At 70.8% G+C, this 25,914-nt stretch carries 27 protein-coding genes and 1 riboswitch; of the genes, 7 read left to right on the plus strand and 20 right to left on the minus strand.

The genetic code is table 11. From position 1 onward, the window contains the following. Nucleotides 1–373: 373 nt before the first annotated feature. Both ASF28_RS05000 and ASF28_RS22935 read right to left on the minus strand, forming a co-directional pair. Complete coding sequence (locus tag ASF28_RS05000) at nt 374–1,747, minus strand: MdtA/MuxA family multidrug efflux RND transporter periplasmic adaptor subunit (RefSeq protein ID WP_056088433.1); 1,374 nt, start codon at nt 1,745–1,747, stop codon at nt 374–376. Nucleotides 1,748–2,000: 253 nt separating this feature from the next. Beyond that, the gene (locus ASF28_RS22935; protein WP_200912644.1) at nt 2,001–2,141 is read right to left on the minus strand and encodes a hypothetical protein; all 141 of its coding nucleotides are present in this window, start codon (nt 2,139–2,141) and stop codon (nt 2,001–2,003) included. A gap of 363 nt (nt 2,142–2,504) precedes the next feature. On the opposite strand from ASF28_RS22935, the gene ASF28_RS05005 reads away from it, so the two are divergent. The 4 genes from ASF28_RS05005 to ASF28_RS05020 all read left to right on the plus strand — a co-directional run bounded on the left by ASF28_RS05005 (nt 2,505) and on the right by ASF28_RS05020 (nt 8,168). Next, a complete protein-coding gene (locus ASF28_RS05005; RefSeq protein ID WP_056088436.1) occupies nt 2,505–3,671 on the plus strand; it encodes an aminotransferase in 1,167 nt (388 codons plus the stop codon). Nucleotides 3,672–3,719: 48 nt separating this feature from the next. Then, nucleotides 3,720–4,193, plus strand: a complete 474-nt coding sequence (locus tag ASF28_RS05010) for a DUF4112 domain-containing protein (RefSeq protein ID WP_082476005.1) — start codon at nt 3,720–3,722, stop codon at nt 4,191–4,193. A 526-nt stretch (nt 4,194–4,719) separates the two neighbouring features. After that, on the plus strand, nt 4,720–5,847 hold the full coding sequence (locus ASF28_RS05015; RefSeq protein WP_056088439.1) for an ABC transporter permease: 1,128 nt from the start codon (nt 4,720–4,722) through the stop codon (nt 5,845–5,847). A gap of 227 nt (nt 5,848–6,074) precedes the next feature. Next, nucleotides 6,075–8,168: a putative bifunctional diguanylate cyclase/phosphodiesterase gene (locus tag ASF28_RS05020; protein ID WP_082476006.1), complete on the plus strand. Its 2,094-nt coding sequence runs from the start codon at nt 6,075–6,077 to the stop codon at nt 8,166–8,168. A gap of 60 nt (nt 8,169–8,228) precedes the next feature. Here the strand turns inward: ASF28_RS05020 and ASF28_RS05025 are convergent, their stop codons facing one another. Further along, a complete protein-coding gene (locus tag ASF28_RS05025) occupies nt 8,229–8,561 on the minus strand; it encodes a hypothetical protein (protein WP_056088442.1) in 333 nt (110 codons plus the stop codon). A gap of 257 nt (nt 8,562–8,818) precedes the next feature. Here ASF28_RS05025 and ASF28_RS05030 point away from each other — a divergent pair, with 257 nt between their 5' ends. After that, nucleotides 8,819–9,139, plus strand: coding sequence for a DMT family transporter (locus ASF28_RS05030; RefSeq protein ID WP_056088444.1), 321 nt, complete (start codon nt 8,819–8,821; stop codon nt 9,137–9,139). Between the two features lie 4 nt (nt 9,140–9,143). Here the strand turns inward: ASF28_RS05030 and ASF28_RS05035 are convergent, their stop codons facing one another. The 11 genes from ASF28_RS05035 to ASF28_RS05085 form a co-directional block, all read right to left on the minus strand. Next, entirely contained in the window at nt 9,144–9,800 is a 657-nt protein-coding gene (locus ASF28_RS05035; protein WP_056088446.1) for a transglutaminase-like cysteine peptidase, read from the minus strand. A gap of 457 nt (nt 9,801–10,257) precedes the next feature. Continuing rightward, nucleotides 10,258–10,656, minus strand: coding sequence for a DUF3775 domain-containing protein (locus tag ASF28_RS05040; protein ID WP_056088449.1), 399 nt, complete (start codon nt 10,654–10,656; stop codon nt 10,258–10,260). Nucleotides 10,657–10,776: 120 nt separating this feature from the next. After that, nucleotides 10,777–11,676 (minus strand): NAD(+) diphosphatase, encoded by a 900-nt coding sequence (gene nudC, locus ASF28_RS05045; protein ID WP_056088452.1) that lies wholly within the window; start codon nt 11,674–11,676, stop codon nt 10,777–10,779. A 2-nt stretch (nt 11,677–11,678) separates the two neighbouring features. Further along, nucleotides 11,679–12,101 (minus strand): HIT domain-containing protein, encoded by a 423-nt coding sequence (locus ASF28_RS05050; RefSeq protein ID WP_056088455.1) that lies wholly within the window; start codon nt 12,099–12,101, stop codon nt 11,679–11,681. An 86-nt stretch (nt 12,102–12,187) separates the two neighbouring features. After that, a complete protein-coding gene (locus ASF28_RS05055; protein WP_056088458.1) occupies nt 12,188–12,700 on the minus strand; it encodes a DUF3060 domain-containing protein in 513 nt (170 codons plus the stop codon). Nucleotides 12,701–12,801: 101 nt separating this feature from the next. Beyond that, nucleotides 12,802–13,581 (minus strand): molybdopterin-dependent oxidoreductase, encoded by a 780-nt coding sequence (locus ASF28_RS05060; protein WP_056088461.1) that lies wholly within the window; start codon nt 13,579–13,581, stop codon nt 12,802–12,804. Further along, entirely contained in the window at nt 13,578–14,219 is a 642-nt protein-coding gene (locus ASF28_RS05065) for a cytochrome b/b6 domain-containing protein (RefSeq protein ID WP_056088464.1), read from the minus strand. The genes ASF28_RS05060 and ASF28_RS05065 overlap by 4 nt, the downstream gene beginning before the upstream one ends. Before the next feature lie 359 nt (nt 14,220–14,578). Then, nucleotides 14,579–15,178: a hypothetical protein gene (locus ASF28_RS05070; protein WP_056088467.1), complete on the minus strand. Its 600-nt coding sequence runs from the start codon at nt 15,176–15,178 to the stop codon at nt 14,579–14,581. A 106-nt stretch (nt 15,179–15,284) separates the two neighbouring features. Beyond that, nucleotides 15,285–15,899, minus strand: a complete 615-nt coding sequence (locus tag ASF28_RS05075) for a hypothetical protein (protein ID WP_056088470.1) — start codon at nt 15,897–15,899, stop codon at nt 15,285–15,287. 142 nt (nt 15,900–16,041) lie between these two features. After that, nucleotides 16,042–16,902, minus strand: coding sequence for a universal stress protein (locus ASF28_RS05080; RefSeq protein WP_056088472.1), 861 nt, complete (start codon nt 16,900–16,902; stop codon nt 16,042–16,044). 95 nt (nt 16,903–16,997) lie between these two features. Further along, nucleotides 16,998–18,074 carry an acyltransferase family protein gene (locus ASF28_RS05085; protein WP_443189708.1) on the minus strand — a complete coding sequence of 359 codons (1,077 nt, stop codon included), beginning with the start codon at nt 18,072–18,074 and terminating at the stop codon, nt 16,998–17,000. A gap of 209 nt (nt 18,075–18,283) precedes the next feature. Here ASF28_RS05085 and ASF28_RS05090 point away from each other — a divergent pair, with 209 nt between their 5' ends. Next, the gene (locus ASF28_RS05090) at nt 18,284–18,976 is read left to right on the plus strand and encodes a DUF4142 domain-containing protein (protein WP_056091234.1); all 693 of its coding nucleotides are present in this window, start codon (nt 18,284–18,286) and stop codon (nt 18,974–18,976) included. Nucleotides 18,977–19,150: 174 nt separating this feature from the next. Here the strand turns inward: ASF28_RS05090 and ASF28_RS05095 are convergent, their stop codons facing one another. From ASF28_RS05095 to thiC, 4 genes are all read right to left on the minus strand, one after another. Continuing rightward, a complete protein-coding gene (locus tag ASF28_RS05095; protein ID WP_056088475.1) occupies nt 19,151–19,846 on the minus strand; it encodes a carbonic anhydrase in 696 nt (231 codons plus the stop codon). A gap of 16 nt (nt 19,847–19,862) precedes the next feature. Continuing rightward, on the minus strand, nt 19,863–20,408 hold the full coding sequence (locus tag ASF28_RS05100; RefSeq protein WP_056088478.1) for an NUDIX hydrolase: 546 nt from the start codon (nt 20,406–20,408) through the stop codon (nt 19,863–19,865). A gap of 112 nt (nt 20,409–20,520) precedes the next feature. Next, nucleotides 20,521–21,315, minus strand: a complete 795-nt coding sequence (locus ASF28_RS05105; protein ID WP_056088481.1) for a DUF429 domain-containing protein — start codon at nt 21,313–21,315, stop codon at nt 20,521–20,523. A 376-nt stretch (nt 21,316–21,691) separates the two neighbouring features. Further along, the gene (gene thiC / locus ASF28_RS05110; RefSeq protein WP_056088484.1) at nt 21,692–23,584 is read right to left on the minus strand and encodes a phosphomethylpyrimidine synthase ThiC; all 1,893 of its coding nucleotides are present in this window, start codon (nt 23,582–23,584) and stop codon (nt 21,692–21,694) included. 79 nt (nt 23,585–23,663) lie between these two features. Further along, nucleotides 23,664–23,772: riboswitch (TPP riboswitch) on the minus strand. Nucleotides 23,773–23,953: 181 nt separating this feature from the next. Between thiC and ASF28_RS05115 the strand changes: the two genes are divergently transcribed. After that, nucleotides 23,954–24,685 carry a BA14K family protein gene (locus ASF28_RS05115; RefSeq protein WP_056088487.1) on the plus strand — a complete coding sequence of 244 codons (732 nt, stop codon included), beginning with the start codon at nt 23,954–23,956 and terminating at the stop codon, nt 24,683–24,685. A gap of 71 nt (nt 24,686–24,756) precedes the next feature. Here ASF28_RS05115 and ASF28_RS05120 read toward each other — a convergent pair whose 3' ends face one another. Continuing rightward, on the minus strand, nt 24,757–25,011 hold the full coding sequence (locus ASF28_RS05120; protein WP_056088490.1) for a hypothetical protein: 255 nt from the start codon (nt 25,009–25,011) through the stop codon (nt 24,757–24,759). Nucleotides 25,012–25,091: 80 nt separating this feature from the next. Continuing rightward, nucleotides 25,092–25,865, minus strand: a complete 774-nt coding sequence (locus ASF28_RS05125) for a site-2 protease family protein (RefSeq protein ID WP_056088492.1) — start codon at nt 25,863–25,865, stop codon at nt 25,092–25,094. Nucleotides 25,866–25,914: the final 49 nt, after the last annotated feature.

Below are 25,914 nucleotides of genomic sequence, written 5' to 3' on the forward strand. Positions count from 1 at the left end.
AGGCCGCGCCGGAGGGCATGACGAGCGTCGCGCATGGCAACCTCGCCGGGTCCTCGATGGATCAGGCGGAGGTGCGCGCCCCCTCTCCCCGCGGGCGGGGAGAGGACCGCGGACACCCTGTCGTGTCCGCGGTGAGCGGAGGCGAAGCCGCAGCGACGGTGAGGGGGACTCTCCGAAAGTGACTCCTCCGGTGCCACCCCCTCACCATCGGCTGCCGCCTCGCCGCGCCGACGACAAGGTCGTCGCGGCCCTCTCCCCGCGAGCGGGGAGAGGGGACGCGCACCAACGCCGCGTCCACGAGTCTCACCGAGACTTGCACCTTCTAAAGAAGCGGACCTCCACCCAACCACCGGCGAAGAAGCGACGAAGGTGATCATTGCGCGGCCGGGCGCTGGCGGCGGCGCTCAGGCTTCTGGGCCTCAGGGGCGACGGCGTCGGCCTTCGCCGCCTCCGCCTTGGCGTCCTCCGGCTTCGGCCCGGCGGCGCCGGGCGGGCGGGTGCCGTCGTCGGTGATGCGGACGCTCGCCCCCTCGCGCAGACGGTCGGTGCCGTCGACCACGACGCGGTCGCCGACGCTCAGCCCGGCCGTGACCGCCGTGCGGGCGCCGTCGGCCTCGCCCAGGGTGATGGGGCGGACCACGACCTTGTCGTCGCCCTGCAGGAGGTAGACGTAGGTGCCCGGCGTGCCGCGCAGGATCGCGGCCGTGGGGACGATGGGGGCTTGGCGCACCGTGTCCACGGTGAGCTTGGCGTTGACGAACTGGTTCGGGAACAGGGCGTCGTCGGCGTTGTCGAACAGGGCGCGCAGCTTCACCGTGCCGGTGGTGGTGTCGATCTGGTTGTCCACGGTATCGAGGGTGCCGGTGGCGAGGACGTTGGCGTCGCCCCGGTCGTAGGCCGAGACCGCGAGCTTGGCGCCCGCGCGCAGGCGGCGCATCACCTTGGCGACGTCGTCCTCCGGCAGGGTGAACACCACGGAGATCGGGTGCAGCTGCGTCACCACCACGAGGCTGGTCGAGGCGGCGGTGATGTAGTTGCCCTGATCGACCTGGCGCAGGCCGACGCGGCCCTCCACCGGCGAGACGATGCGGGTGTAGGTGATGTTGAGCTTCTGCTGATCGACCAGGGCCTGATCGGCCGCCACGGTGCCCTCGTTCTGCTTGACCAGGGCGCCCTGCGTGTCGACGTTCTGCTTCGAGATGGAATCCTGCTGGGCGAGGCGCTGGAACCGGGCCAGATCGAGCTTCGAGTTCTGCAGCAGGGCCTGATCGCGCATGAGCTGGCCCTGGTACTGGGCGAGCTGGGCCTCGTAGATCCGCGAGTCGATCTGGGCGAGGAAATCGCCCTTCTTGACCATCTGGCCTTCGCGGAACCCGATCTCCATGAGGTAGCCGCTGATCTGCGAGCGCACGGTGACGTTGGCGAGCGGCGTCACCGTGCCGAGGCCGGCCAGCACGATGGGCACGTCGCCGGCCGCGATGGTGGCGATGCCCACCGCCTGGGCCGGCTCGCCGTGGCGCCCGGCACCGCCGCGACCGCCCTTGCCGCGGGGCCCGGCCGCCTCCGTCGCGCCCTCGGACTTCTTCGCGACGGAGTGGCGGTAGCCGTAATATCCGCCGCCCGCGAGCAGGAGCACGAGGACGAGCCACAGCCAGCCGCGGCCGCGGCGCGTCGGCGCGGACCGGGTCTCGCCCGGGGCCGTGTAGTCCCGCGCGGTCTCGGTGCGGATGGGGGAATTCTCGTTCATGGCGTCACAGCATCATCGGGCGGGGCGCCCTCGCGGACCGGCGCGTCCCATCGAAGTCAGGTGAGGAAGATAGGCCCACGCCGCGGCGCCCGACAGTTCGGGGCAACGTCGCACCCGGACGGGCGACGCGGACGGTCCGAAACCTTTGGCAGCGCGGCATGGGGCCCCTTCTGGCGAGCCAATACGACGCCAGTACGGCACCCGCGTTTCCCCCGTGTTGCTGTCCCCGTGTTGCTGTCCCCTCGAGAAACCGTCAGGGCCGCGTCGCGGGATCGTAGGCGCGGACCACGGCGCGGTACTCCGCGTCCACGGGCGTCACGGGGACGAGGTGGCGCAGGCCCAGGCCCAGGAACGCCGTGGCGAGGGCGAGGAAGAAGCAGGTGCGGACACGCATGGCACCCCGTTCCTGCCACAGGCCCCGGGCCGCTTCACGCGAAAAAGACCGTCGCTGGGGACGACGGCCTTCTCGGGTAGAAGAGACATTTTGATCGGGAAGACACGTCTTTGGAAAGACTTCGGACCGGAGCGGAGACCACCCACCCGAAACGAGGGGGCGAAGTTCCAGGGGAGCCATCGCCGCTCCGGCCGTGATCCGAACGTAAATCACGGCTGATGAATGTCAACAATCGTCAGTCGAAAGGGTCCGGCCAGGGTCTTCGCAGGTGCGCGGCCGCACATTTCTCGCGCGCCCGCCATCGTGCTAGGCATCCGGCCCTCCGCGCCCCCGCGCCCGATCCCCGTCGTGTCCCCGGACGTCATGAATCCCGTCTTCGCGACCCTGCCGACGACCATCTTCACCGTCATGTCGGGCCTCGCCCGCGACCTCGGGGCGATCAACCTCGGCCAGGGCTTTCCCGACGATCCCGGCCCCGAGGACGTCCGCCGCAGGGCGGCCGAAGCGGTACTCGACGGCGACAACCAGTATCCGCCGATGCTGGGGCTGCCGGCCCTGCGCGGCGCCATCGCGGCGCATTACCGGCACCATCAGGCCCTCGACCTCGACCCGCAGACGGAGGTGATGGTGACCTCGGGCGCCACCGAGGCCCTGGCCTCCGCCCTGCTGTCGCTCATCGCGCCCGGCGACGAGGTCGTGCTGTTCGCCCCCCTGTACGACGCCTACCTGCCCCTGGTGCGCCAGGCCGGCGGCGTGCCCCGCATCGTCAACCTCCGGCCTCCGCATTTCGGGCTGGAGGAGGAGGCCCTGGCCCGGGTGTTCTCCGACCGCACGAAGCTCGTGGTGCTGAACAACCCCCTCAACCCCAGCGCCACGGTGCTGTCCGGCGAAGACCTCGCGCTGCTGGCGCGGTTCTGCACCCGCCACGACGTCACGGCCGTCTGCGACGAGGTGTGGGAGCACATCGTGTTCGACGGGGCGGCGCACGTGCCGCTCATGGCCCTGCCCGGCATGCGGAACCGGACGGTGAAGATCGGCTCGGCGGGCAAGATCTTCGGGCTTACGGGCTGGAAGGTCGGCTTCGTCATGGCGGCCCCGCCGCTTCTGCGCGCCATCGCCGGCGCCCACCAGTTCCTCACCTTCACCACGGCGCCCTGCCTGCAGGAAGCCGTGGCCTACGGGCTGGGCAAGTCCGACGCCTATTTCTCTGAGATGCGGGCCCGCTTCGCCCGCTCCCGCGACCGCCTGAGCGCGGGCCTCGCCGAGCGCGGCTTCACCTTGCTGCAATCGGCCGGGACCTATTTCCTCAACATCGACATCGCCCCCTTGGGCTTCACCGACGACGTGGCGTTCTGCGACACCCTCGTGCGCCGGCACGGCGTCGCCGCGATCCCCGTGAGCGCGTTCTACGACGCGGACCCCGTGCGCCACGTCGTGCGCCTGTGCTTCGCCAAATCCGACGCCACCCTGGACGCCGCCCTCGACCGCCTCGGCGACGCCGCCGGGGGAACCGGGTGGAGGGCCGCGTGATGCGCGCCGGCATTGCGGGCGGACGCGGCCGGGGCCACATCCCATGCCATGAGCACACCGCGCATCCCCCGAAGCCCCGTCCTGGACGCCACCCGAGACGCCGGTGTGGCGACGCCGTTCCGGCCCAAGGCCGACGACCGCGAGGCGACGCTCCTGCGCCTGGAGGCGCTGGCGCACCTCATGGACTCGGCCTTCCTGATTCCCGGCATCAACCGGCGGGTCGGCCTCGACGCCGTGGTCGGCCTGGTGCCGATCGTCGGGGATGTCGCCGGCATGCTCATCGCCTCCTACGTGGTCAACGAGGCGCGCCGCCTCGGGGCGCCGCGCTGGCTCGTCGCCCGGATGATGGCGAACGTGGTGTTCGACGGGGCCCTCGGCATCGTGCCCATCGCCGGCGACCTGTTCGATGCGGCGTTCAAGGCCAACCGCCGCAACGTCGCCCTGCTGCGCCGCCACCTCGAGAAGACCGGCGGCCTGCGCCCCAACGAGATCGAGGGCACCGCCGTGCGCATCGACGGCTGAGACTGGTTCCGACTCATCGGTTCGAGCGGGCGTGCCTGACCCATCTCGCAGGATGCACGGGTCCCCTCTCCTCCCAGACAGGGCAATCGCAGATGGCGTTTGGGGCGTTGGGACCTCCCGCAACGCTGTGTCATCCCGGGGCCGCGCAGCGGAACCCGGGACCCAGAAACACCGGTTTTGCAAGGTTTTGCGCTGTCGGCGGCTCTGGATTCCGGGTTCGCCTGCGGCGCCCCGGAATGACACCGGAGGTCATCTGCGATCGCCCTGCCTGGAAGAAGAGGGGGCCGGTCGCGACGGTCCGAAGCGCTTTGCCTCCTGTTCGAACTCCGAGAAACTCATCCGCGATCGCCGTGCCTTCCAGGAGAGGGAGCCCGTCGTGTTCAACCCCGACACATCACGGCTTTCGAAAACAGGCTCCGGGCGATTGCGAAATGCCGGCAGTCCCTCGAGAACGCGAGGTGCGTCGCGATCCGAAGCGGCTCGACGGCCTCCGTAGGACATCCGAGCAGGCCGGGCGGAGCCACCTATGAATCAGGTCGTGTCCCCCGTCGCACCGCCCGCCGCGCCTCCCCGCACGGGCTGGCTCTCGCCCCTGTCGCGGCGGCGCCTCGCCAACTTCCGCCGGAATCGCCTCGGTTACTGGTCGTTCCTCATCTTCGCCGCCCTGTTCGGCACGAGCCTGTTCGCCGAATTCATCGCCAACGACCGGCCGCTGGTGGTGTCCTACAAGGGCGAGATCCTGTTTCCCGTCCTCATCGACTATCCGGACGAGAAGTTCGGCGGGTTCTACGCCCGGCCGAACTACCGCTCGGCGGAGACCCGCCGGGAGATCGCCGACAACGGCTGGGCGATCTGGCCGCCGATCCCCTATGCCTACGATACCATCATCGACGGGCTGCCGACCCCCTCCCCGTCTCCGCCGACCTGGATGCTGACGGAGGAGCAGTGCCGGTCCGTGGGCAAGCCCTGCCGCGATCTCGAAAGGCACTGGCTCGGCACCGACAACACCACCCGCGACGTGCTGGCGCGGATCATCTACGGCTTCCGCATCTCGGTGCTGTTCGGGCTGATCCTCGCGGTGATCTCGTCGGTGATCGGTGTCGTCGCGGGCGCCGTGCAGGGCTATTTCGGCGGCTGGGTCGACCTCGCCCTGCAGCGCTTCATCGAGGTGTGGAGCGGCATTCCGACCCTCTACCTCATCATCATCATCTCGGCCTTCATCGAGCCGGGCTTCTTCGTGCTCCTCGGCATCCTGCTGCTGTTCTCGTGGGTGTCGCTGGTGGGCGTCGTGCGGGCCGAGTTCATGCGGGCGCGCAACTTCGAGTACGTCCGCGCCGCCCGGGCCCTCGGCCTGTCGAACATCCGCATCATGAGCCGGCACCTCCTGCCCAACGCCATGGTGGCGACCCTGACGTTCCTGCCGTTCATCCTCAACGGCTCCATCGGCACGCTGACGTCCCTCGACTTCCTCGGCTTCGGCCTGCCGCCGGGTTCCGCGTCCCTCGGCGAACTGCTGGCCCAGGGCAAGGACAACATCCAGGCGCCCTGGCTCGGGCTGACCGGCTTCCTCGTCGTCGCCGTGATGCTGAGCCTCCTGGTCTTCGCCGGCGAAGCCGTGCGCGATGCTTTCGATCCCCGCAAATCCTTCGGCTGAATTTTAGGCCTGCTCTTCGGCGATGCGTGCGTCGTCCGACTCCCTGCTACGGAAACTAGGGTCTCTGCTGAGCGACGTCTTGGGGTACGCTTTCGAACAATCCGCTCGGCCGGGCAACGGGCGGGTTTGTCCGGCAGAGGTCGCGGCTCTCCTTTGAGGAAAGAAACAAACTTATAAGTATTGTGCGCAATCCTCGCGGCTGAACGTCAGCGACCGGTTTCGGAATCATGCTCCTGAACACCCCATCGGACGCGCGGAGGCCCGATGTCGACCCCGTTTCGCGGGAGGCGGCGTCCGAGGCCGGCCTCGCGCGGATCACGGCCCTCGCCGCCGGATGCCTCGGGATGCCGAGGGCCTGGATCGCCCTCGGCACGGGACGGACGCGGACGATCCGGGGCGCCTTCGGGTTCGAGGACGGCACGGCCGGCGCGGCGGCGATGCGGTCCTGCGCCACCGCCGCCCTGGTCGATGCCGGGGGGCGACGCCTCGGCGACCTCTGCGTCGGGGCGCGGGCCCGGAAGTCCCGACCCCAACAGTCCCCTATCGTCGCGCCCCTCGACCCCGTGCTGGCGGGCCGGCTGGACGCCTTCGCCGGCCTCGTCGTCGACCACCTCGCCAGCGAGGACCGGGCGGCGACGGACGGCATCACCCGGGGTCTGGCCGGGGCGGCGGCCTACGCCTTCCTGGCGGCGGACACCACCGGCACCATCACCTTCGTCAACCGCGCCACCGAGATCCTGTTCGACTACGCGCCGGGGACGATGGTCGGGCAGGACGTCGAAATCATCATCCCGCCGTCGTTCCGGAAGATGCACGGCGAGCGATTCGCCGGCTTCGTGGCCCGTGCGCCGTCCCGCCTCGTCGGGCGGACCATCGAGCTCACGGCGCAGCGCCGCGACGGCACGACCCTCCCCATCGAGTTCTGCCTGTCGACCTGGACCGAGGACGGGCGGGTCGGGATCGGCGCGATGATGCGCGACATCAGCGAATGGCGCGCCCGCGACGACCAGCTCCTGCGCATGGCCCACCACGACGGCCTCACCGGCCTCGCCAACCGCGCCCGGTTCGCCGAACGCCTCGCGACCGTCCTGGCGCAGGGCCACTCCGCCACGGTGATGCTGCTCGACCTCGACGGCTTCAAGGAGGTCAACGACAGCCTCGGCCACGCCACCGGCGACGCCCTGCTGCAATCCGTGGCCGTGCGCCTGCCCCTCTGCGTCGGGGCGGACGTCACCGTGGCGCGGATGGGCGGCGACGAGTTCGCGATCCTGCTCGGCCCCTGCGGCGATCCCCGGGTGGCGGCCGTCACCGCCACCCGCATCCTCGACGTGTTCCAGGCGACGTTCCAGATCTCCGGGCACACCTTCCATGTCGGCCTCAGCCTCGGCGTCGCCATCGGGCACGGGCCCGAGACCGACCCGGAGGCGCTCATCGCCGATGCGGACCTGGCGCTCTACCAGGCCAAGCGCGACGGACGGCGGTGCTTCCGCCTGTTCGAACCGGCCATGCGGGCGGCCGTGATCGCCCGCCGGACCCTGCACGACGAGCTGAGCCACGCCCTGGCGGCGGGCGAGCTCGTGCTGCACTACCAGCCCCAGGTGGCGTTCGATACGGGCCGGGTCGTGGGCGCCGAGGCGCTGCTGCGCTGGCAGCATCCCCGGCGTGGCCTGCTGCTGCCGGCCGTGTTCCTGTCCGCCCTCGAGGCCCATCCCATGGCCACCGGCATCGGCCGCTGGATCATCGACGAAGCCTGCCGCCAGGCGGCCCAGTGGCGGGCGGCGGGCCTCCCGCCGCTCCGGGTCGCCATCAACCTCTTCGCCGCCCAGCTCCTCGCCGGCACCCTGGCGGAGGACGTGAAACGCTCGCTCGCGACCTACCGGCTGCCGCCGTCCACCCTCGAACTCGAAGTGACCGAGCGCATCGCCCTGCGGGCCGACGACGCGGTGCTGGAGCCGATCCGGGCCCTGCACGCCCACGGGGTCGCGGTGGCGTTCGACGATTTCGGCACGGGCTACGCCTCCCTGTCCTCCCTCAAGCGCTTCCCCCTCACCCGCCTCAAGATCGACCGCAGCTTCGTGCGCGACGTGCTCACCGACCGGCACGACGCCGAGATCATCCGCGCCATCCTCGGCATGGCCCAGAGCTTCGGCCTGGAGGTCATCGCCGAGGGCATCGAGGGCCCCGACCAGGAGGCGATCCTCCGGGCCATGGGCTGCCACGAGGGCCAGGGCTACCTCTACGGCAAGGCCATGGCGCCCCAGGACCTCGCCACCCTGATCCGCGAGCGGGGCGCGGCACGCCCGAACACCGCCGTGGCGTGACGCCGCCGTCCCGCCCACGGCGCTGTCCCGAGAGCGTGGGGTTTCGGCGTCAGACTTTGCTCACAGGGGCCGGGTTCCGCCGGTGAGCAGCCAGCCCCTGGCCCGCTGGAGCAGGGCCGGGCGGACGCGGGCGACGTCGTCGCCATCGACGAGGGGCGAGGCCGAGAGGGCGCTGAGGTAGGCTGCCTCGCGGTCCTGGCAGGCGTGCAGGGACGCCTCGGCCGCGCGGGGGCGCGCCGTGAGCGCGGCCTGCAGGGTGAAGGCGCGGTGGAGGCAGCCCCGCCAGGCGGCGTGCCGGTCGGCGACGGTGCCGGCCCGGGCCGGGGACACGCCCAAAAGACCGAGCGAAACCGCGAGGAGGAGCACGGGCGCGGCGCCGGACCGGATCGTCATGGAAATCGGTCTCCGAAGGACCGCCAATCTCGCAAACGATGCTGAATCGATCGTGACGGCGGCCCTCGCCGGGATGTGCCGTTTCGGGATGATCCCCGGTCGGTTCGGGCGGAACGGGGCCGGGGCGCGGGTTGCCAACGGCGCGTCGACGCGCCAAGGAGGCCGCCGCGCGGCCACGTCCCCCCGATCACGGGGTCGGGGACGGCCCGGCCGCGCCCCCCCGCGCCTCCCGGTGGCGGGGAAGGAAGCGGAGTGCCATGGCCTGGATCGTCCTCGTCGCCGCCGGCCTCCTCGAGGTCGTGTGGTCCTTCGCCATGAAGCAGTCGGACGGGTTCTCGCGGCCCTGGCCGACGGCGATCATGGTGGTGACCATGGTGGGCAGCGTCGGGCTCCTGGCGCTCGCCATGCGCACCCTGCCGCTCGGCACCGCCTACACCATCTGGACCGGGATCGGTGCCGTCGGCGCCTTCGTCGTCGGCATCGTGGTCCTCGGCGAGGACGCCAGCCCGGCCCGCATCGTCGCGGCGGCGCTCATCGTGTCGGGCCTCGTGACCATGAAGCTCGCGAGCCCGCAGTAGGGGCTCAGCGGTTGGCGGTGGTGACCGGCGAGGTGGCGCGGCCGAGGGAGACCCAGGCCTGGGTGTCCTGGCTCTCGCGCTTGATGAAGGTGTAGCCGGTCTGGCGCCAGGACTGGACGGCGCTGGTCTTGTTGTCGAGGATGAAGTCGCCGCGGTCGGTGATCAGGGTCAGGACCGCGTGGCCCTCGCCCTTCTCGTCGATGACCACGGTCATCCGCATGGCCCGGCGCGGCAGGCCGGCTTCGGCCAGGAGCTTGCGCTTCAGGAGCTGAAAATCCTCGCAATCGCCCGAGCCGTCCTCGGCGAGGTCCCAGCGGTCGGCGACGTGGAGGTGGTCCATGTCGGTCACCGCGCGCAGGGACTTGTTCACCCGGCGGTTGATGGAGACGATGGTGTTCCAGGTACCGGCGTCGAGGGCGATGGTGGCGGGCTCGGTGCGGTCGACGGCGCACTCGGCCGCGTAGGTCTCGCAGAAGGTGACCCAGGCGGCGATGGGGCGGGCGGCGGGGCCGCTGACGAGGACGCTCGGGGTGGCGGGCAGGGAGGCGAAGGTCTGGGCCGGGGCCGCGACGGGGGCCGCCAGCACGGCCGCGAAGAGCGCCGCGCGGGCGAGGGCACGACCCGTAACCGCTTCCAGGCACTTCGAAATCGCGATCCGCATGGCCGGCCCGTTCCCGTTAATCTTCCGTTAATGAAAGGTCTCACGGCGGCCCGGACGCGGCAATCGCCGGGTTAATAAAGGGTTAACGGTGTGGATAGTTGCACCGCCGGCGAAAGAAGCGCGGCCGGCGGAATGCCCAGCGTCCGACGAAAAACGCCCCGCCGGAGACCGGCGGGGCGCTGAATGCGAAGGCGATGACGGGCGTATCGGTCTGCGATCCAACGGCGATCCCGCAGGTATCGCGGGTCCCCTCTCCTGGAAGGAGAGGGACAGGGTGAGGTGTGCGAACCCTCCGGAGAGTCCACGACCCTCACCCCAACCCTCTCCCAAACAGGAGAGGGGGCCCGTCGCGGTTCATCTGCAATCGCCCCGCCGTCCAGGGGGGCCGTCGTGCCTGACGCCGAGGCTCCCGCTCCCATCGTGATGGACACCATGTGGATGTGCGATCGGGCCTCCGTCAGGCCTGGGGCAGATCCGGGGTGATGCCGAGGTTGGCCATGCCCTCGGAGAGCAGGTCGGCGGCGTTGGGCGTGCCGAGCAGCTCGCGGGCGGCGCCCTCGCCGACGGATTCGCGCTCGCGGGCGAAGCGGACGGCGTCGGTCCATTCCTCCGCCTCCATGTCGCCGCGCCCGACATAGATCAGGGCCAGGAGGTCGGCGCGCTCGTCGTCGTTGAGGGCCCCGATCATCGCCCGGACCTCTTCCTCGGTGGCGTCGTCGGTGCCGGAGGTGAGCACGTCGGTGGCGCCGTCGTCGATGGCGTTGGAACCGGAATCCGGGTCCGTCGGCCCTTCCTTCACCTCGACGGCGCGCAGGCGCAGGATGATCTCGGTGACGGTGTCGACTGGAATGTCCATGCTCGTGTCCCAAACCTCGGCCGCCGGGCGGCGACCCTGAGCAGGCACAACCCGTCAGGGGGAAATGGGTTCGCCGTCAGGGGGAGATGGGTTCGCCGTCAGGGGGAGATGGGTTCGCCGTCAGGCTGCGCCATCGACGAAGGCGCGCATGAGCGCGTGGGCGATGGCCATGGGCGGCGGCACCGTGAGGCCGTCCGGGTGGGTACCGGCCATCATCGCCCGGATGTCGTCCCGGCTGAGCCAGCGCGCGTCGGTGAGCTCGACGGGGTCGAGGGTGATCGCGTCGTCGAGGGCCTCGGCGACGCAGCCGATCATCAGGGAGGCGGGGAACGGCCACGGCTGCGACGCACGGTACGTCACCGCGCCGACGCGAATCCCGACCTCCTCGAAGGTCTCGCGCCGCACGGCGTCCTCGATGGTCTCGCCGGGCTCGAGGAAGCCGGCGAGGCAGGAATACATCGCCTCCTTGAACCGGGGCGAGCGGCCGAGCAGGCAGCGTTCGCCCTTCGTGATCAGCATGATCACCACGGGGTCCGTGCGCGGGAAGTGGTGGGTGTCGCAGGACCCGCAATCGCGCCGGTAGCCGCCGGCGCCGGGTTCGGTCGCGGCGCCGCACTGGGCGCAGAAGCGGTTGCGGGCGTGCCAGGACAGCAGGGATTTCGCCGTCGCCAGGAGCCCGAGCTCGTGGGGCGCGACCCTGCCCTCGGCGGCGAGGCTGCGCAGATCGTCGGTCCGGAAAGCCGGGTCGGCATCGTAGGTCTCGGCCCGCTCCGGCGCCACGGCGGTGGCGAAGACCGGGTCGCCGTCGAGGCGGCCGAGGAACAGCGTCGGGCCGGGCTCGGCCCCGATGCGGTCGGGGGCGAGCAGGGCCGAGCCGTCCGCCAGGACGATGCGGTCGCCGGCGATGACCACGCGGCGGGCGCCGGGCGCGGTGAGGGGCGGCACCGCCGCGAGGCTCTCGGCCGAGTGGCGCACGAGGCGGTTGTGGACGTAGCCGAGGCCATCGCGAAAATCGCTCATGGTCAGGCCGCCGCGAACAGGGCGCCGATGCGCTCGATCATCTGGGCGCGGGCGTGGGCCGGATAGGGCTTGGCCTCCCCCACCCCCCAGACCGGGCGCGGCCAGGCCGGATCGGACAGGAAGCGCCCGATGACGTGGACGTGGAGCTGGGGCACGACGTTGCCCAACGCCGCGACGTTGACCTTGTCGGGTTTCGCCAGGGCCAGCATCACCCCGGTGGCGAGGCGCATCTCGTCCATGAGGCCCTTCGCGTCCTCGGGCGTCAGGTCGGTGATCTCGCTGGCGTCGGGGCGGCGCGGCACCAGGATCAGCCACGGGAACCGGGCGTCGTCCATGAGCAGCACGCGGCACAGGGCGAGGTCGCCGACATGGACGGTGTCGGCGTCGAGGCGCGGGTCGAGGGTGAAGTCGGAGTCGGTGCTCATGGGGGAGCGATGTAGGGCGGAACGGGCGGGGATGCGAGCGTGTCGACGGGCCGCCCTCCGCCGTCACGGCGGTCGCCGGAGCAGCCCTACGGTTTCCGCTTGATGATGTTCTTCACCCCCGATGCCGTGACCTCGGGGTTCGGGACGCCTTCGCCGCGGGTCCATTCCACGACATGGTCTGCGCCGTTCACCGCCAGGCGTGTCGGACCCGCAAGGACGAGGGAGACGCGGTTGCCGGCGCCGGACGTATCGAGCCTGCCGGACGTGCCGCCGCCGCCCAGCGTCGCCGTGACGGTGTTCTGCGTCACGCTGACGGTCACGTCCTGGACCGTGCCCCCCGTCACCGTATTGTCGATCCCGGAGACGGACAGCCCGGCCCCCGCTTCGAAGCTGACCTTGTGGTTCGAGCCGTGCACGGTGATGAGGCCACACCGGCCGGTGAGCGCGATCTCGTTCTGCGCGCCGTAGACTCCGACATCCTTACCGTGACAGTCGACATCGCGGCTGATCCCGACCCCTTCGATGGTGAACGCGTCGGCGCGGGCGAGGCTCGGGGCAACGATCGCCGCGGCGAGGATCAGAGGCAACAGACGGGGCACGGACGCATCCTTGGCAGTGGCTGGGATGCGCCAAGAGAGCAAACCGGCCCGGACGCGTCAAACGGCCGAGGCGGCGCGAAACCGTCGTCCATCTTGAAACATCAGATGCCGCTGAACCAGTTGTAGCCCTGGTCCTCCCAGTACCCGCCCGGATAGTCGTTGGTGACGAAGACGCTGCCGATGTATTTCGGGCTCTTGAAGCCGAGCTTGGTCGGCACCCGCACCCGCAGGGGGTAGCCGTATTCGGGGGCGAGTTCCTTGCCGGCGAAGTCGAGGGCCAGGACGGTCTGGGGATGGAGGGCGCTCGGCATGTCGAGGCTGCCGTAATAGCGGTCGGCGCATTTGAAGCCGACGTACTTCGCGGTCAGGTCGGCGCCGACCCGTTCGAGGAACGTCTTCAGGGGCACGCCGCTCCACTGGCCGATCTGGCTCCAGCCCTCGATGCAGACGTGGCGGGTGATCTGGCTCTCCTGCGGCAGGGCGCGGAGCTTTTCCAGGGTCCAGGGGGTCCTGTCGGCGACGAGGCCGGTGACCTCGAGCTTCCAGTCGGCGCCCTCGACCTCGGGGATGTTGTCGGGCGGATAGTAGGCGTTGAACCGGAACGGCGTGTCGATCATCGAGGCGGGGTAGGTCGGCGCGAGGGTGTTGGGGTCGAACAGCCAGCCCTGGACCCGGTCGTTGAACTTCGACATGGCCCACAGCGCCCGGTCGGCGGCATTGCCGTTGGCGCCGGTGGAGAGGTCGCAGCCCGTGAGCAGGGTCAGGGCGCCCAGCGACAGGCCGGAACGCAGGAGCGCCCGGCGCTCGAGCTTGACCAGTTCGGGCTGGAGGTCGGCGCGCAGGGCCCTGAGGCGGGCGGACTCTTGCGGATCGCGGGTCATGCTTGCGTCTCCGAGGAGGTCACGCGGGCGCGGCCGGTGATCATCGCCTTGAGGGTGCTGGGCACCACCAGCACCAGGGCGAGGTGCAGGACGATGAAGCCGACGAGGCCCGCCATGGCGCCGAAATGCACCCGGCGAGCCCACTCGTAGCCGCCGAACAGGGCGGCGAGGCCCTGGAGCTGCACCGGCTTCCACAGGGCGAGGCCCGAGGCGAGGAGGAGCGCGCCGAGGGCGAACGCCACCACGTAGGCGAGGCGCTGCACGGCGTTGTACTGGCCGAGCCGGTGGGCGAGGCGGAAGGCGAGCGCCGCCTTGGCGTCGCGCCACACGGCACCGACGCTCAAGGGGAAGAACGTCCGGGTGACGTGCCGGCTCGCCACGCCGTAGGCGAGGTAGACGAGGCCGTTGACCGCGAACAGCCACATGGCGGCGAAGTGCCAGGCGATGGCCCCGCCGAGCCAGCCGCCGAGCGTCGCCCATTTGGGGAAGGTGAAGGGGAAGAGCGGCGACGCGTTGTAGATGGCCCAGCCGCTGAACAGCATGCAGAACACCGCCACCGCGTTGATCCAGTGGGTGAGGCGCACCACGAGGGGGTGGATCACCACGAGGCGGGCGGGGCGTTCGGGGACGATGGTCATCGGGGGCTGGGCCTTTTGGGGGAGCGGCGCTCGGTCAAGCGGAGCGCGACGTGCCCCTCCCCCTCTGTGGGCAGGGCGATCGCAGATGGCGTTTAGGACCTTGAGAACGCCCGCAACGCTTCGTCATCCCGGGGCCGCGCAGAGGAACCCGGGAACCAGATACACCGGTTTTGCAAAGTTTTGCGCTGTCGGCGGCTCTGGATTGCACGCCTCCGGCGCGGCCCTCCGGGTCCGGGTTCGCCTGCGGCGCCCCGGAATGACACCGGCGGTCATCTGCGATCGCCCTGCCTTCCAGGGGAGGGGACCTGCGCTTTGCCGGAGAGATCGAGGATCTTCCGGGAAGGCTAGGCGAGACGGCTTCACATGGACGGCACGGTGCCGTTGCGGCCGATGATGAGGATCGGGGCGGTGAGCGCGCCGTCGGCGCCCTTCTTGGTGAAGGCGACGAGCTTGGAGCCCGGCACCAGGATGCTCTTCTCGCCCGGATCGACCAGGGTCACGGGCACGTCGTCCGGCACCACGACCTTCTTCTCGCCGCCCTGGTACTTGACCAGCAGGGTGCGGCCGTCCGTACCCGAGAGGGTGCCGACGGCGCCGTTGGTCATGGTGGAGTTGGTGCCGAGGTCCCACGGGTAGTGGCCGTCGGCGGTGCCGCGCAGGGAGGACGAGAACACCGTCACCTGGAGGGCCTTCTGGGTGCCGTCGGGCTGCGGGATCGCGGCGGTGCCGATGTAGCTCTCCGACTTGATGTCGGCGAGCTGGCCCGTGGTGGCGGCGAGGATCTTGGTGTCGTTCGAGAACTGGACGGTGATGGAGTCGCCCGTGCGCGGCTTGATGGTGAGGGTCGACCCGTCGACCTTCTCGAGGGTGCCGCGGTAGCGGACGATGTCGTCGGCGCGGGCGGTGGTGGCGGCCACCGTCAGGGTCAGGGCGAGGCCGGTCAGCAGGCTCTTCATCATGGCGTGTCTCTCCGTTCGGGTTTCGATTCTCGTGGGACTGGATTCTGCGGGACCGGACGCGCCCGTCGGCGCGCGCGCCCCGGGCCCAACCTTCACATGGGCGGGCTCACATGGGCGGAACGGTGCCGTTCTGGCCGACCACCATGCGGTCGACGACCGCCGTGCCGGAGGCGTCGGCGCGGGTGAAGGCGACGACGCGGGCGCCCGGCTTGATCAGGCTGGCATCCCCGGGGGCGAGGGCCACCACGGGCACGTCGTCCGGCACGGTGATGACCTTCTGGCCGCCGGCATACGTCACCGTGATGGTGCGGTTGGTCGTGCCCGTCACGGCGCCGACGGCGCCGTTGGTCATGGTGTTTTCCTTCTCGAGGTCCCACGGATAGTGGCCGTCGCCGGTGCCGCGCATGCTGGGGGCGAACACCGCGACCTCGAGGGCCTTCAGGCTGCCGTCGGGCTGGGGCGTCGCCGCGGTGCCGACGTAGCTGTCGGGCTGGATGTCGGCGATCTTGGCCGCACTCGCGCCGGCGACCCGGACGGCGTCGCCGAGGCGGACGGTGACGGCCTCGCCCACGCGCGGCTTGATGGAGACGGTCTGGCCCTCCACGGACGCGATGGTGCCGCGGATGCGCACTACGGGCGCCTCGGCGCTGGCCGGAAGCGCCGTGGCGAGGCCGAGACCGGCGGTGGCGAGGAGCGTGGCGAGGCGGGCGGCTCTGATCATGGGGGTCCTTCCATCGGCGATGAGCCGATCCGGCCGGACCCTGCCCGGCATCCAAGTCGCGCGCAAGTCAATTGTGCGCGATACGGTTACGCTTGGCGTCCGGTTCCGCGTGGTGCCCGGTTCCGCGTGGTGGCCGACGGCCTCAATGGGCCATCAGCATCGGGATGTTCGCATGGGCCAGGAGGTGGCTCGTCGGGCCGCCGAAGATCATCTGGCGCAGGCGGCTCTGGGTGTAGGCGCCCTTGATGAGCAGATCGCAGCCGAACGATTCGGCCTCGGCGAGGAACACCTCGCCGGGGGTGCGCCGCCCGGCCGAATGGGCGCGGTGATCGGCGGCGATGCCCTCGCAGGCCAGCGCGCGGGCGAGTTCCTCGGCGCTCGGCCCCGGCACGGTGCCGCCCTCGACGCTGATGACGCGGATGCGCTGGGCCTGGCGCAGGAACGGCATGGCGAAGGCCACGGCGCGGGCGGTCTCGGTGGAGCCGTTCCAGGCGATGAGGATCGCGTCGCCGAGGGTCGCGGGGGCGATGGGGGGCGCGAGCAGGATCGGCCGGCCGCCCTCGAACAGGGCCGTCTCGAAGGTGGTCATGCGCGGCGACCCGTCCTCGGCGCCGGGCCGCCCCACCACCGTGGCGGTGAACAGGCGGGCATACTGGCCGAGAAAGGCGTCGCCCGCCGGTACGTCGGGGCGCCAGCGGTAGCGCGGGCCGGCCGCCGCGACGCTGGCCGGGGTGCAGGGTCCGTCCTCGGCGAGCGGCACGCCGGCCTGCCGCATGAAGGCGACGAAGCGCCCGCCGGCGGCCTCGGCCTCGGCCTTGTCGGCCTCCTCGTCGCGCAGCCAGGTCATGCCGCCGACCATGTCGACGGGGACGTATTCGGCGAGCGCCGGGCGCAGGGACACGCCCTCGACGAGACTGCCGAAGCGGCGGGCGGCGAGGATCGCCGTCTCGAACACCGAGGGCAGGCTGTCGTGGAGGGCGACGGGAACCAGGAGCGTCTTCATGGCGGGCTGCCTTCCATGGCGCGAATCGCCGGAGGCTAGTGCGGTTTTCGCCGCCGGCAAACTCCGGCCGGCGCGGAGTCACACGGTTTTTGGACTCAAGCGGTCTTCGGCGGAACGCCCGGATCGAGCCGGCGCCGGACCGCCCGCGTCAGCGGCGCCTCGACGAAGCGGGCGACCACCAGGGCGGCGGCCACCGACAGGACCAGCATGAGGCCGAGCGCCGGCCACGGGCCGACGGGACCCGCGAGACCGAGGCGGCCCAGCGCCTCGCGGGTCCCCCGCAGGACGAAGGGGTGGATGAGGTAGAGGGCGTAGGACGCGTCCCCGAGGGCGACGACGGCCGCGCCCGCCCTGCCCCGCCCTGCGGCCGAGGGCCCGCGTTCCCGCCCGAGGGCGGCGGCGGCCACGAGGAGGAGGGCCGGCCCGCCATAGGCCAGGGGCCGCATCACGGCGTCGGTTTCGCCGGCCGCGGCGAGGCCGGCGAACCCGGCACCGGCCAGCGCCCAGCGGGCCACGGTCGCGAGGCGCAGGCCGTGCGCGCGGGCGAGGGCCAGCCCGGCGCCGAGGGCGAATTCGAGGACGATGGGGCTGCTCCAGAACGCCAGGGGCGTCGGCAGGTCCGGCACCGTCAGACCCAGGGCGACGAGGCCCGCGAGGGCCGCGGCGAGCCACGCCACCGCCCGTCCCCGCCCCCAGCCGAGGCCGAGGGCGAAGAGGGCGTAGAAGAACATCTCGCAGTTCAGGGTCCAGCCGAGGCCGTAGAGGGGCTGGGGAATCCCGTCCGGGCGCAGGGCCGGCCAGAACAGGAACGAGGCGGCGACGTAGCCCGGCGCCAGGGATTCCCCGCCGTTGAGCAGGCTCGGCACGGCGAGCGCCAGGGCGAGGTAGAGGCCCGTCACCAGCCAGTAGAGCGGCACCAGCCGGGCGACCCGGTGGGCGAGGAAGCGCGCCCGCCCGCCCGGTCGGCCGTAGAGGGGCGCCGATGCGTGGACGATGATGAAGCCCGAGATGACGAAGAACACGTCGACGCCCGCCGACCACGGCAGCCACGGGCTCGGCGCGAAGGCGAGCCCGGCGTGCCGGGCCAGGGCCGCCGCCTCGAACTGCCCGTGATGGATGACCACGAGCCCGGCCGCGACGGCGCGCAGGCCCTGGATCGCCCGGAGCTTCACGACGCGCGCCCCCCGGCCGGGCCCCGCCGCGGGCGGGATTTTCCGTCCGGGATGGACAACAGCCGAGCCTTGTCCCGCGAAAACAGGTTGGAACAGAACAGTTCTTCCCCCGTTGTCCGGCCGAAGGCGAAAGTCACGGACCCGTGCGGGCAGGATTGTCCCTGGGTCCGTTCTTTGATGTCGCCGCAGCCATATTGAGGATGATGAAGATGAACAAGACCATTGCCATGACCGCCGTGATCACGGCCCTCGCGACCCCGGCCTTTGCGCAGGACATGGGCGACTTCCGCCTCGCCGCGATGCAGTCCAATGCCTTCGAGGTCCAGTCGAGCCAGATCGCCCTGTCGAAGAGCCGCAACCCGCAGGTCGTCCGCTTCGCCAAGGAGGCCCTGCGCGACCACCGCGCCGCCAACGTCGCCCTGGCCGGTGGCGAGGGCAACGTGATGGCCCGCAACGACGGCATCGGCGGCCTCGTCACCGCCCCCCTCGCCATCGCGGGCGGCGCGGTCGGTGCGGCCACGGGTGCGGCCACCGGCGTCGTCGGCGGAACCCTGAGCGGCGGCCCCGTGGGCGGTCTCGAGGGTCTCGGTTCGGGCGCGCGCCGCGGCGCCGCCACCGGTTCGATGATGGGCGATGTCGACACCACCGCCGGCACCACCCTGGTCCAGCCGAACCCGCAGCAGCAGGCAATGCTCGCCGAGCTGTCGCAGACCCCGTCCGGCCAGCGCTTCGACCGTCTCTACGGCTCGATGCAGGTGAAGTCGCACGAGATGGCCATCGGCATGTACCAGTCCTACGCCTCCAACGGTCCGAACCCGGCCCTGCGCGCCCACGTCCAGCAGGCCCTGCCGGTTCTCGAGCATCATTACCAGATGGCCCAGCGCCTGCCCGGCGCCCGCTGAATTTTTCTGACCAAGGTCCCCGGGCGGATTGCCGGGGGATCGACAAAGGGACGTCGAGCTCAAGGCTCGGCGTCCCTTTTTTATTCATGGTTCCTTCGATCGAAGATCCGTCCGTCGCCCGTCCGGGACGGGGCGTGCCGGGCGCCCGGAAGGACGGACGCCCGGCCGCGTGCCTCAGGCTTCCCGGCAGTTGATCAGGGCGGTCGGGTTGATGGACTTTCCGGCCATGTCGACGGCGGGTCGGAAGTCGCCGGTCTCGGGGTCGCGCACGAGGAGCTCGCCGCGCTCGATGCCGAAATGGGCGCCGTGCAGGGCGAGCGTGCCGGCCGCGACCCGCTCGCGGATGAACGGGAACGTCATGAGGTTCTTCAGGCTCTCGCCCACCATCGCGTATTCGAGGCGGGTGAGGTAGTCGGGCCCGTTCTGGTCCTCGACGTTCTCGGCGGCCGAGGCCACGAGGGACACCCACTTGCCGATGAAGTCGCTGTCCGACAGGGGCTTCGACGGGTTGGCGAAGGCCTTGATGCCGCCGCAGGTGGCGTGACCCATCACGACGATGTGCTTCACCTCCAGGCCTTCCACGGCGAACTCGATGGCCGCCGAGGTGCCGTGGAATTCGCCGCCCTGCTCCTCGCACGGGGGCACGAGGTTGGCGACGTTGCGGATCACGAACAGTTCACCCGGACCCGCATCGAAGATCACCTCGGGCGAGACGCGGCTGTCGCAGCAGCCGATGAGCAGAACCTCGGGGGATTGCGACTTGGCGAGGCCGGAATAGCGCTTGGCTTCGTCGGGCAGACGGCGCTCCACGAACGACTGGTAGCCTTCCTTGAGCTTCTCGGGAAACGGGTGGGCGTTTTGCGTGGTCATTCTTGATCAGCCTTTCTCATGAGCCGTGCCACGTCAGGGCGACGGGTGTTGCAGGAATGGTGCCCCCGGCGATGGCGCGGGCGAGTTGCGCCAACCCCGCGGGTTCGATCCGCTCGGAGGTCGCTTCGAGGTCGTCCAGGGTCCACCAGCGCGTGCCGAGGACGGGGTTGTCCTCCGTCTCGGCCAGGCGGCTGGTGTCGATCCGGTCGTCGGCCAGGCGCACCACGAAGTAGCGCTCGCGGGCATGGCGCGACGTTCGGAACAGGTGGAAGGGCCCCTCGCAGCCCGCGACCTGCGGACCGATGGGCGCATCGGCAACGCCGATCTCCTCTTCGAGTTCACGCCGGCACGCTTCGACATGGGTCTCGCCCGGCTCCAGGCCGCCGCCCGGCATGAACCAGAAGGTGCGGTCGTCGGGCGCGGCCGGATCGATGGGCCGGACGGACTCGTAGGCGATGAGGAGCAGGCGCTGGGCCGGATCGAACACCAGGGCGCGGGCGATGTCGCGGACCGGCGGGTTGGCGGGATCGGGTGCACCCGGCTCGGAAACGTCTGATGTCATGGGTCCACTCCGAAGTATTGTCCGTAATCCGCGATCACAGAAAATATTTTATTCCGCTCTACACCAAGATTTTATTCGATCCTGCCGGGCCTTCATCTCACCGAGGGGGGATTTAGCAGCATTCCACCGGCCGGCCAGTGTTTTCCGGCACGCCGCCGGGCGCCCAGATCACGATGGGGAGATCGAACCCGTCCCGCCCCGGCGGATCGGGCATCGGCACGGCGCGGCCGAGGGCGATGTCGCGGGCCACTACGAGGGCCGCCAGGGCGTCGAGATGGTCGTCGGCGCCGATCCCGGCGGGGCGTGCCGCGACGAGCGCCTCGGGCAGGCCGGCGCCGAGGAGCAGGTCGCGGCGGGCGGCGCGGCCCTCGGGCCGTTTCTTCGGGGCGGCGAGGGCCCGGTCGCCGTTGAGGCGCCGGAACGCGATCTCGGGATGGACCTCGTGCAGGCGGTCGCGCAGATCGGGTCGCGCCCGGAGCAATCCGTCGACCTCGCGCACACCGCGAAAAATGTTCCAGCCCTGGATCGAGGGAGCGAAGGGCGGGTCGCTCGCGGCCCGCGACAGGGCCTTGGCGGTCTCGTAGTCCGGCGCGTACACCGCCGCGCGCGGCGGCATCGGGAACACGCTGGCCCGTCCGATGCCGAGATAGGCCCGCGCCGCGCGGTCGGCGACGCGGCCGCCGCCCTTGACCCGGTCGGGCAGGCCGATGGGAATGTCGATGCCGATCCAGGCCGGCGCCTCCGGGGCGTCGACGAGATCGGCCACGGCGGCGAACCGGGCGGCGCGGTGGCGCCCGTCGTCGAGGTGGAGCAGCACCCCGGCCCAGGCCCCGCGGCACCCGTCGAGGCCCGCGATCCAGCGGGACGCCTGACCCTCGGAATCAGCTCGGTTCGCTGACGGACTCAAGGTGTCGCAGCAAGACGCAACCCGCTCCCTTTCCTTCCGGGCCAGGTGATCCTTCCAGGCCAGGTGATCCTTCCAGGCCAGGTGATCCCAGTTGAAGTGTTTTGGCAGTCGAACGCGAAGCAAAACGCTTCGAACAGTCGCGACAGGCTCCCTCTCCTGGAAGGCTACGGCATTCACCCATCTCGCGGGCAGCGCAGGTCCCCTCTCCTGGAAGGAGAGGGACAGGGTGAGGTGTGTAGACTCTCCGGAGAGGTCACGACCCTCACCCCAACCCTCTCCCAAACAGGAGAGGGGGCCCGTCGCGGTTCATCTGCGATCGCCCTGCCTTGCAGGAGAGGGAACCCGCGTTCGATCGGCCCCCTGTGGAGGCCCCGCCCTACTCGGCCGCGTCGACGTAGAGCTTGCCGCCCTCGGCCTGGAACTCGGCGGATTTCGCCGCCATGCCGGCCTCGCGTTCCGCCTGGCTCATGGGGGTGGCCTCGCCGAGCACCTGACCGGCCGCCTCCATGGCGAGCACCTCGGCGCGCAAGTCCTGGGTGATCTTCATGGAGCAGAACTTTGGGCCGCACATGGAGCAGAAATGGGCGACCTTGTGGGCGTCCTTCGGCATGGTTTCGTCGTGGTAGGCCCGCGCCGTGTCGGGATCGAGGGACAGGTTGAACTGGTCCTCCCAGCGGAAGTCGAACCGGGCGCGGGAAAGGGCGTCGTCGCGCAGCTGCGCCGCCGGGTGGCCCTTGGCGAGGTCGGCGGCGTGGGCGGCGATCTTGTAGGTGATCACGCCTTCCTTGACGTCGTCGCGGTTGGGGAGACCCAGATGCTCCTTCGGCGTGACGTAGCAGAGCATGGCGCAGCCGAACCAGCCGATCATGGCGGCGCCGATGCCGGACGTGATGTGGTCGTAGCCCGGGGCGATGTCCGTGGTCAGGGGCCCGAGGGTGTAGAACGGCGCCTCGCCGCACTCCTCGAGCTGCTTCTCCATGTTCACCTTGATCTTGTGCATCGGCACGTGGCCGGGGCCCTCGATCATGGTCTGGCAGCCCTTGTCCCAGGCGATCTTCGTCAGCTCGCCCAGGGTTTCCAGCTCGGCGAACTGGGCGGCGTCGTTGGCGTCGGCGATGGAGCCGGGGCGCAGGCCGTCGCCCAGGGAGAACGAGACGTCGTAGGCCCGCATGATGTCGCAGATCTCGTCGAAGCGCTCGTAGAGGAATGATTCGCGGTGCCCGGCGAGGCACCAGCGCGCCATGATCGAGCCGCCGCGGGAGACGATGCCGGTGACCCGGCGCGCGGTGAGCGGCACGTGGGCGAGGCGCACGCCGGCGTGGATGGTGAAGTAGTCGATGCCCTGCTCGGCCTGCTCGATGAGGGTGTCCTTGAAGACTTCCCAGTCGAGTTTGAGCGGATCGCCGCCGACCTTCTCCAGGGCCTGGTAGATCGGCACCGTGCCGATGGGCACGGGTGAGTTGCGGATGATCCACGAGCGGATGTTGTGGATGTTGCGGCCGGTGGACAGGTCCATGACCGTGTCGGCGCCCCAGCGGGTCGCCCAGACCAGTTTTTCCACTTCTTCGGCCGCCGACGAGGTCACGGCCGAGTTGCCGATGTTGGCGTTGATCTTGACGAGGAAGTTGCGGCCGATGGCCATCGGCTCGACTTCGGGGTGGTTGATGTTGGCCGGGATGATGGCCCGGCCCCGCGCGATTTCCTCGCGGACGAATTCGGGGGTGATGAAGGCGGGCAGCGCCGCGCCGAAGCTGTTGCCGTCGCTCAGCGCCGCCTGCGCCCCCTCCAGCATGGTCTCGCGGGCGAGGTTTTCGCGGTGGGCGACGTAGATCATCTCCTCGGTGATGATCCCGGCCTTCGCGAACTCGTACTGCGTCACCATCTGGCCGGGGCCGGCCTTGCGGATCTGGCGGGTCGCCGGACACGGCGCCACGAGCTTGTCCTCCGGCACGAAGCCGTTGTCCTCGGGCTTGACGGCGCGGGGCGTCACCGTGGCGTAGCCGCGCTTCGCGATCCACGGATCGCGGATCAGCGGCAGGCCGGCGTTGAGGTCGATGGCCGCATCCGTCTGGGTGTAGGGGCCCGACGGATCGTAGACCCGCACCGGCGCTTCCTTGGGGTCGCTCAGGGTCACTTCGCGAAAGGGCACCCGGATGTCGTCATGCCCGGCCACCGCCGCGTAGACCTTGCGCGAGCCCATGATCGGGCCGGTGGTCACCGCCTGGGGCGAGCCCTTGGGAAGGTCCTTCGGCAAAACGGGCTTGTTCATCGGGTGTGCTCCTGGCGTTGGAGGCGACCCGGATTCGTCAGGAACGGCATTGGGCTGGGGCGGAACGCGAGACTGCGCCACACATAAGAATTCCCGTCCCTCCGCCGGTACGAACCGGATCAGGTTCAAGGGTCAGGGCGGCGCGCCCAATCTCAGCCCCCGGTCTCGGAGCCCCCCTCGGAATCGTTCCAGCCTCGTGCGTGGGCGCGGGTTTGTCAATCTTTGCATCGGTCCCGCACGCGGCGCGATGTCGGGTCCCGGTTCCGAAGGCCGGGGGACCCGACGACGCACCGCCCGGCCAAGCATGGACCTTCGGGCTCCGGGGCGCGTTCGCTCTTCAGGAATGGCCTAAGCCATAGGAAAACCGACATGAATCGCATCCTTCTCGCATCGGCCGCCATGGTCGGTGCCCTCATCCTCATTCCCGCCTCCGCCGATGCCCGCGGCGGCGGCGGATTCCGTGGCGGCGGCGGTGGCCACATGGGCGGCTTCGGCGGCGGCGGCCGGGGCTTCGGCGGCGGTGGCGGCGGGTTCCGCGGCGGCATGGCCGGCGGTGGATTCCGCGGCGGCTTCGGCGGCCAGGGTCTCGGCGGGCGTGGCTTCGGCGGCGGCCAGAGTCTCGCGGGTCGCGGCTTCGGCGGTGGACGCGGCCTGACGGCGGCCGGGTTCGGCAACGGGACGGCCTTCGGCGGCAATCGCGGCGGTTACGGCGGGTTCAACCGCGGCGGCTATCGCGGCGGGTTCGCCGGCAACCGCGGCGGCTACGGCTATCGTCGCGGCTATGGCGGGATCGGCCTCGGCGTCGGCCTGGGGCTCGCCGGAGCCGGCATCGGCTACGGCCTCGGCAGCGGCTTCTACGGTGACGATTACTACGGTGGCGGCTACGCGCCGGCCTATTACGGCGGCGGCTACGGTGGCGGCGGCTACGGCGGTGGCTACGGTGCCTACGGCGGTGGCTATGCCCCGGCCGGCTACGTCGAGACCCAGGTCGCCCCCCAGGGCGGCGACGTCGCCTACTGCATCCAGCGCTTCCGGTCGTACGACCAGCGCTCGGGCACCTACCTGGGCAATGACGGCCGCCGCCACGCCTGCCCGCAGTAACACCGCGTCGATCTGAGAAGGGCCCCGGCGTACCGCGCCGGGGCCTTTTTCGTATCGGGAGTCTTCTGGTGTCAGGAGCCCTGGAGGCTCTCGGCGAAGTCGTCGGGCACCTCGCCGAACTGGGCCAGGATGCCGGCGCTCTCGAGCTCGCCGGTCTCGTCGTCGGCCACCACCTTGATGGCGGCGGTGCCAGGGAAGCGCGCCGCCATGGCCTCCGCCTTCTTGAGGGCGCCGCTCTCCGTCGGCGCGACCTCGCGGTCGCCCGGCACGAGGCGTTTGCGCTTGATCACGAAGGTCTGCACCAGGAACGTCGTCTTGAGGGCCATCGCGGTCTCCGCCGGGCGGGATCGCCTCCGGACATGGCTCGCCTTACCACGAAACCCGAAGGGCCCTCACCCGAAGCGCCCTACCAGAGGCGGATCAGGCGGTAGCCGGCGACGACGTCGGCCGGATGGATTCCGACCTCGGCGACGAGGCGCAGGCTGACGCGGAACAGGGTCCGGCTGAAGGCGCCGGAGAACAGGAACAGGGCGGTGAGCACGAGGCCGGCATGGCGGGCGCCCGCATCCCCCACGGCCTGCCACGAACCGGGCAGCCACGGCCGCAGGGCGTTGTAGCCGTCGAGCCCCGGGATCGGCATGAGGTTGAGGACGAGGGCCGTGCCCTGGAACAGGGCCGTGACGGCCAGCACCGCCCGCAGGGCCGTCGAGTCCGCGTCGGCCAGGTGATAGAGGACCACGAGGCCGAAGAGGCACGCGAGGGTCATGGCCGGCCCGGCCAGGGCCACGGCCGTCGGCCAGATCCGGCCGCGCAGGGCCCCGGGGTCGAGGCGCACCGCCCCGCCCGGAAAGCCGATGCCGCCGAGAATCGTGAAGATCACGGGCAGCACGATCGAGGCCAGCGGATCGCCGTAGCGCAGCGGATCGAGGCTGAGATAGCCGCTCGCCGGCACCCCGGCATCGCCGCCCCACCAGGCGACGCAGGCATGGCCGAACTCGTGCAGGCACAGGCCGAGGACCCAAAACGTCATCACGAACGCGAAGGCCGCCCCCGAGCCCTCGACGAGGCCGCCGCCGATGGCGAAGCCGAGCCCGCACACGAGGAGCGCCACGAGGAGGAAGTTGGCGCTGAGGCCCGGGTCCGTCCGGCCGGCGGTCTCCCGCGATGTTGTCCGCTGCATCCCGGTCCCCGCGCCACCGCGGGCCGCCGGAGGCCCACGCCCGGACGGC

It is taken from the genome of Methylobacterium sp. Leaf99 (assembly GCF_001422375.1).
In the GTDB taxonomy this organism is placed as follows: Bacteria; Pseudomonadota; Alphaproteobacteria; order Rhizobiales; family Beijerinckiaceae; genus Methylobacterium.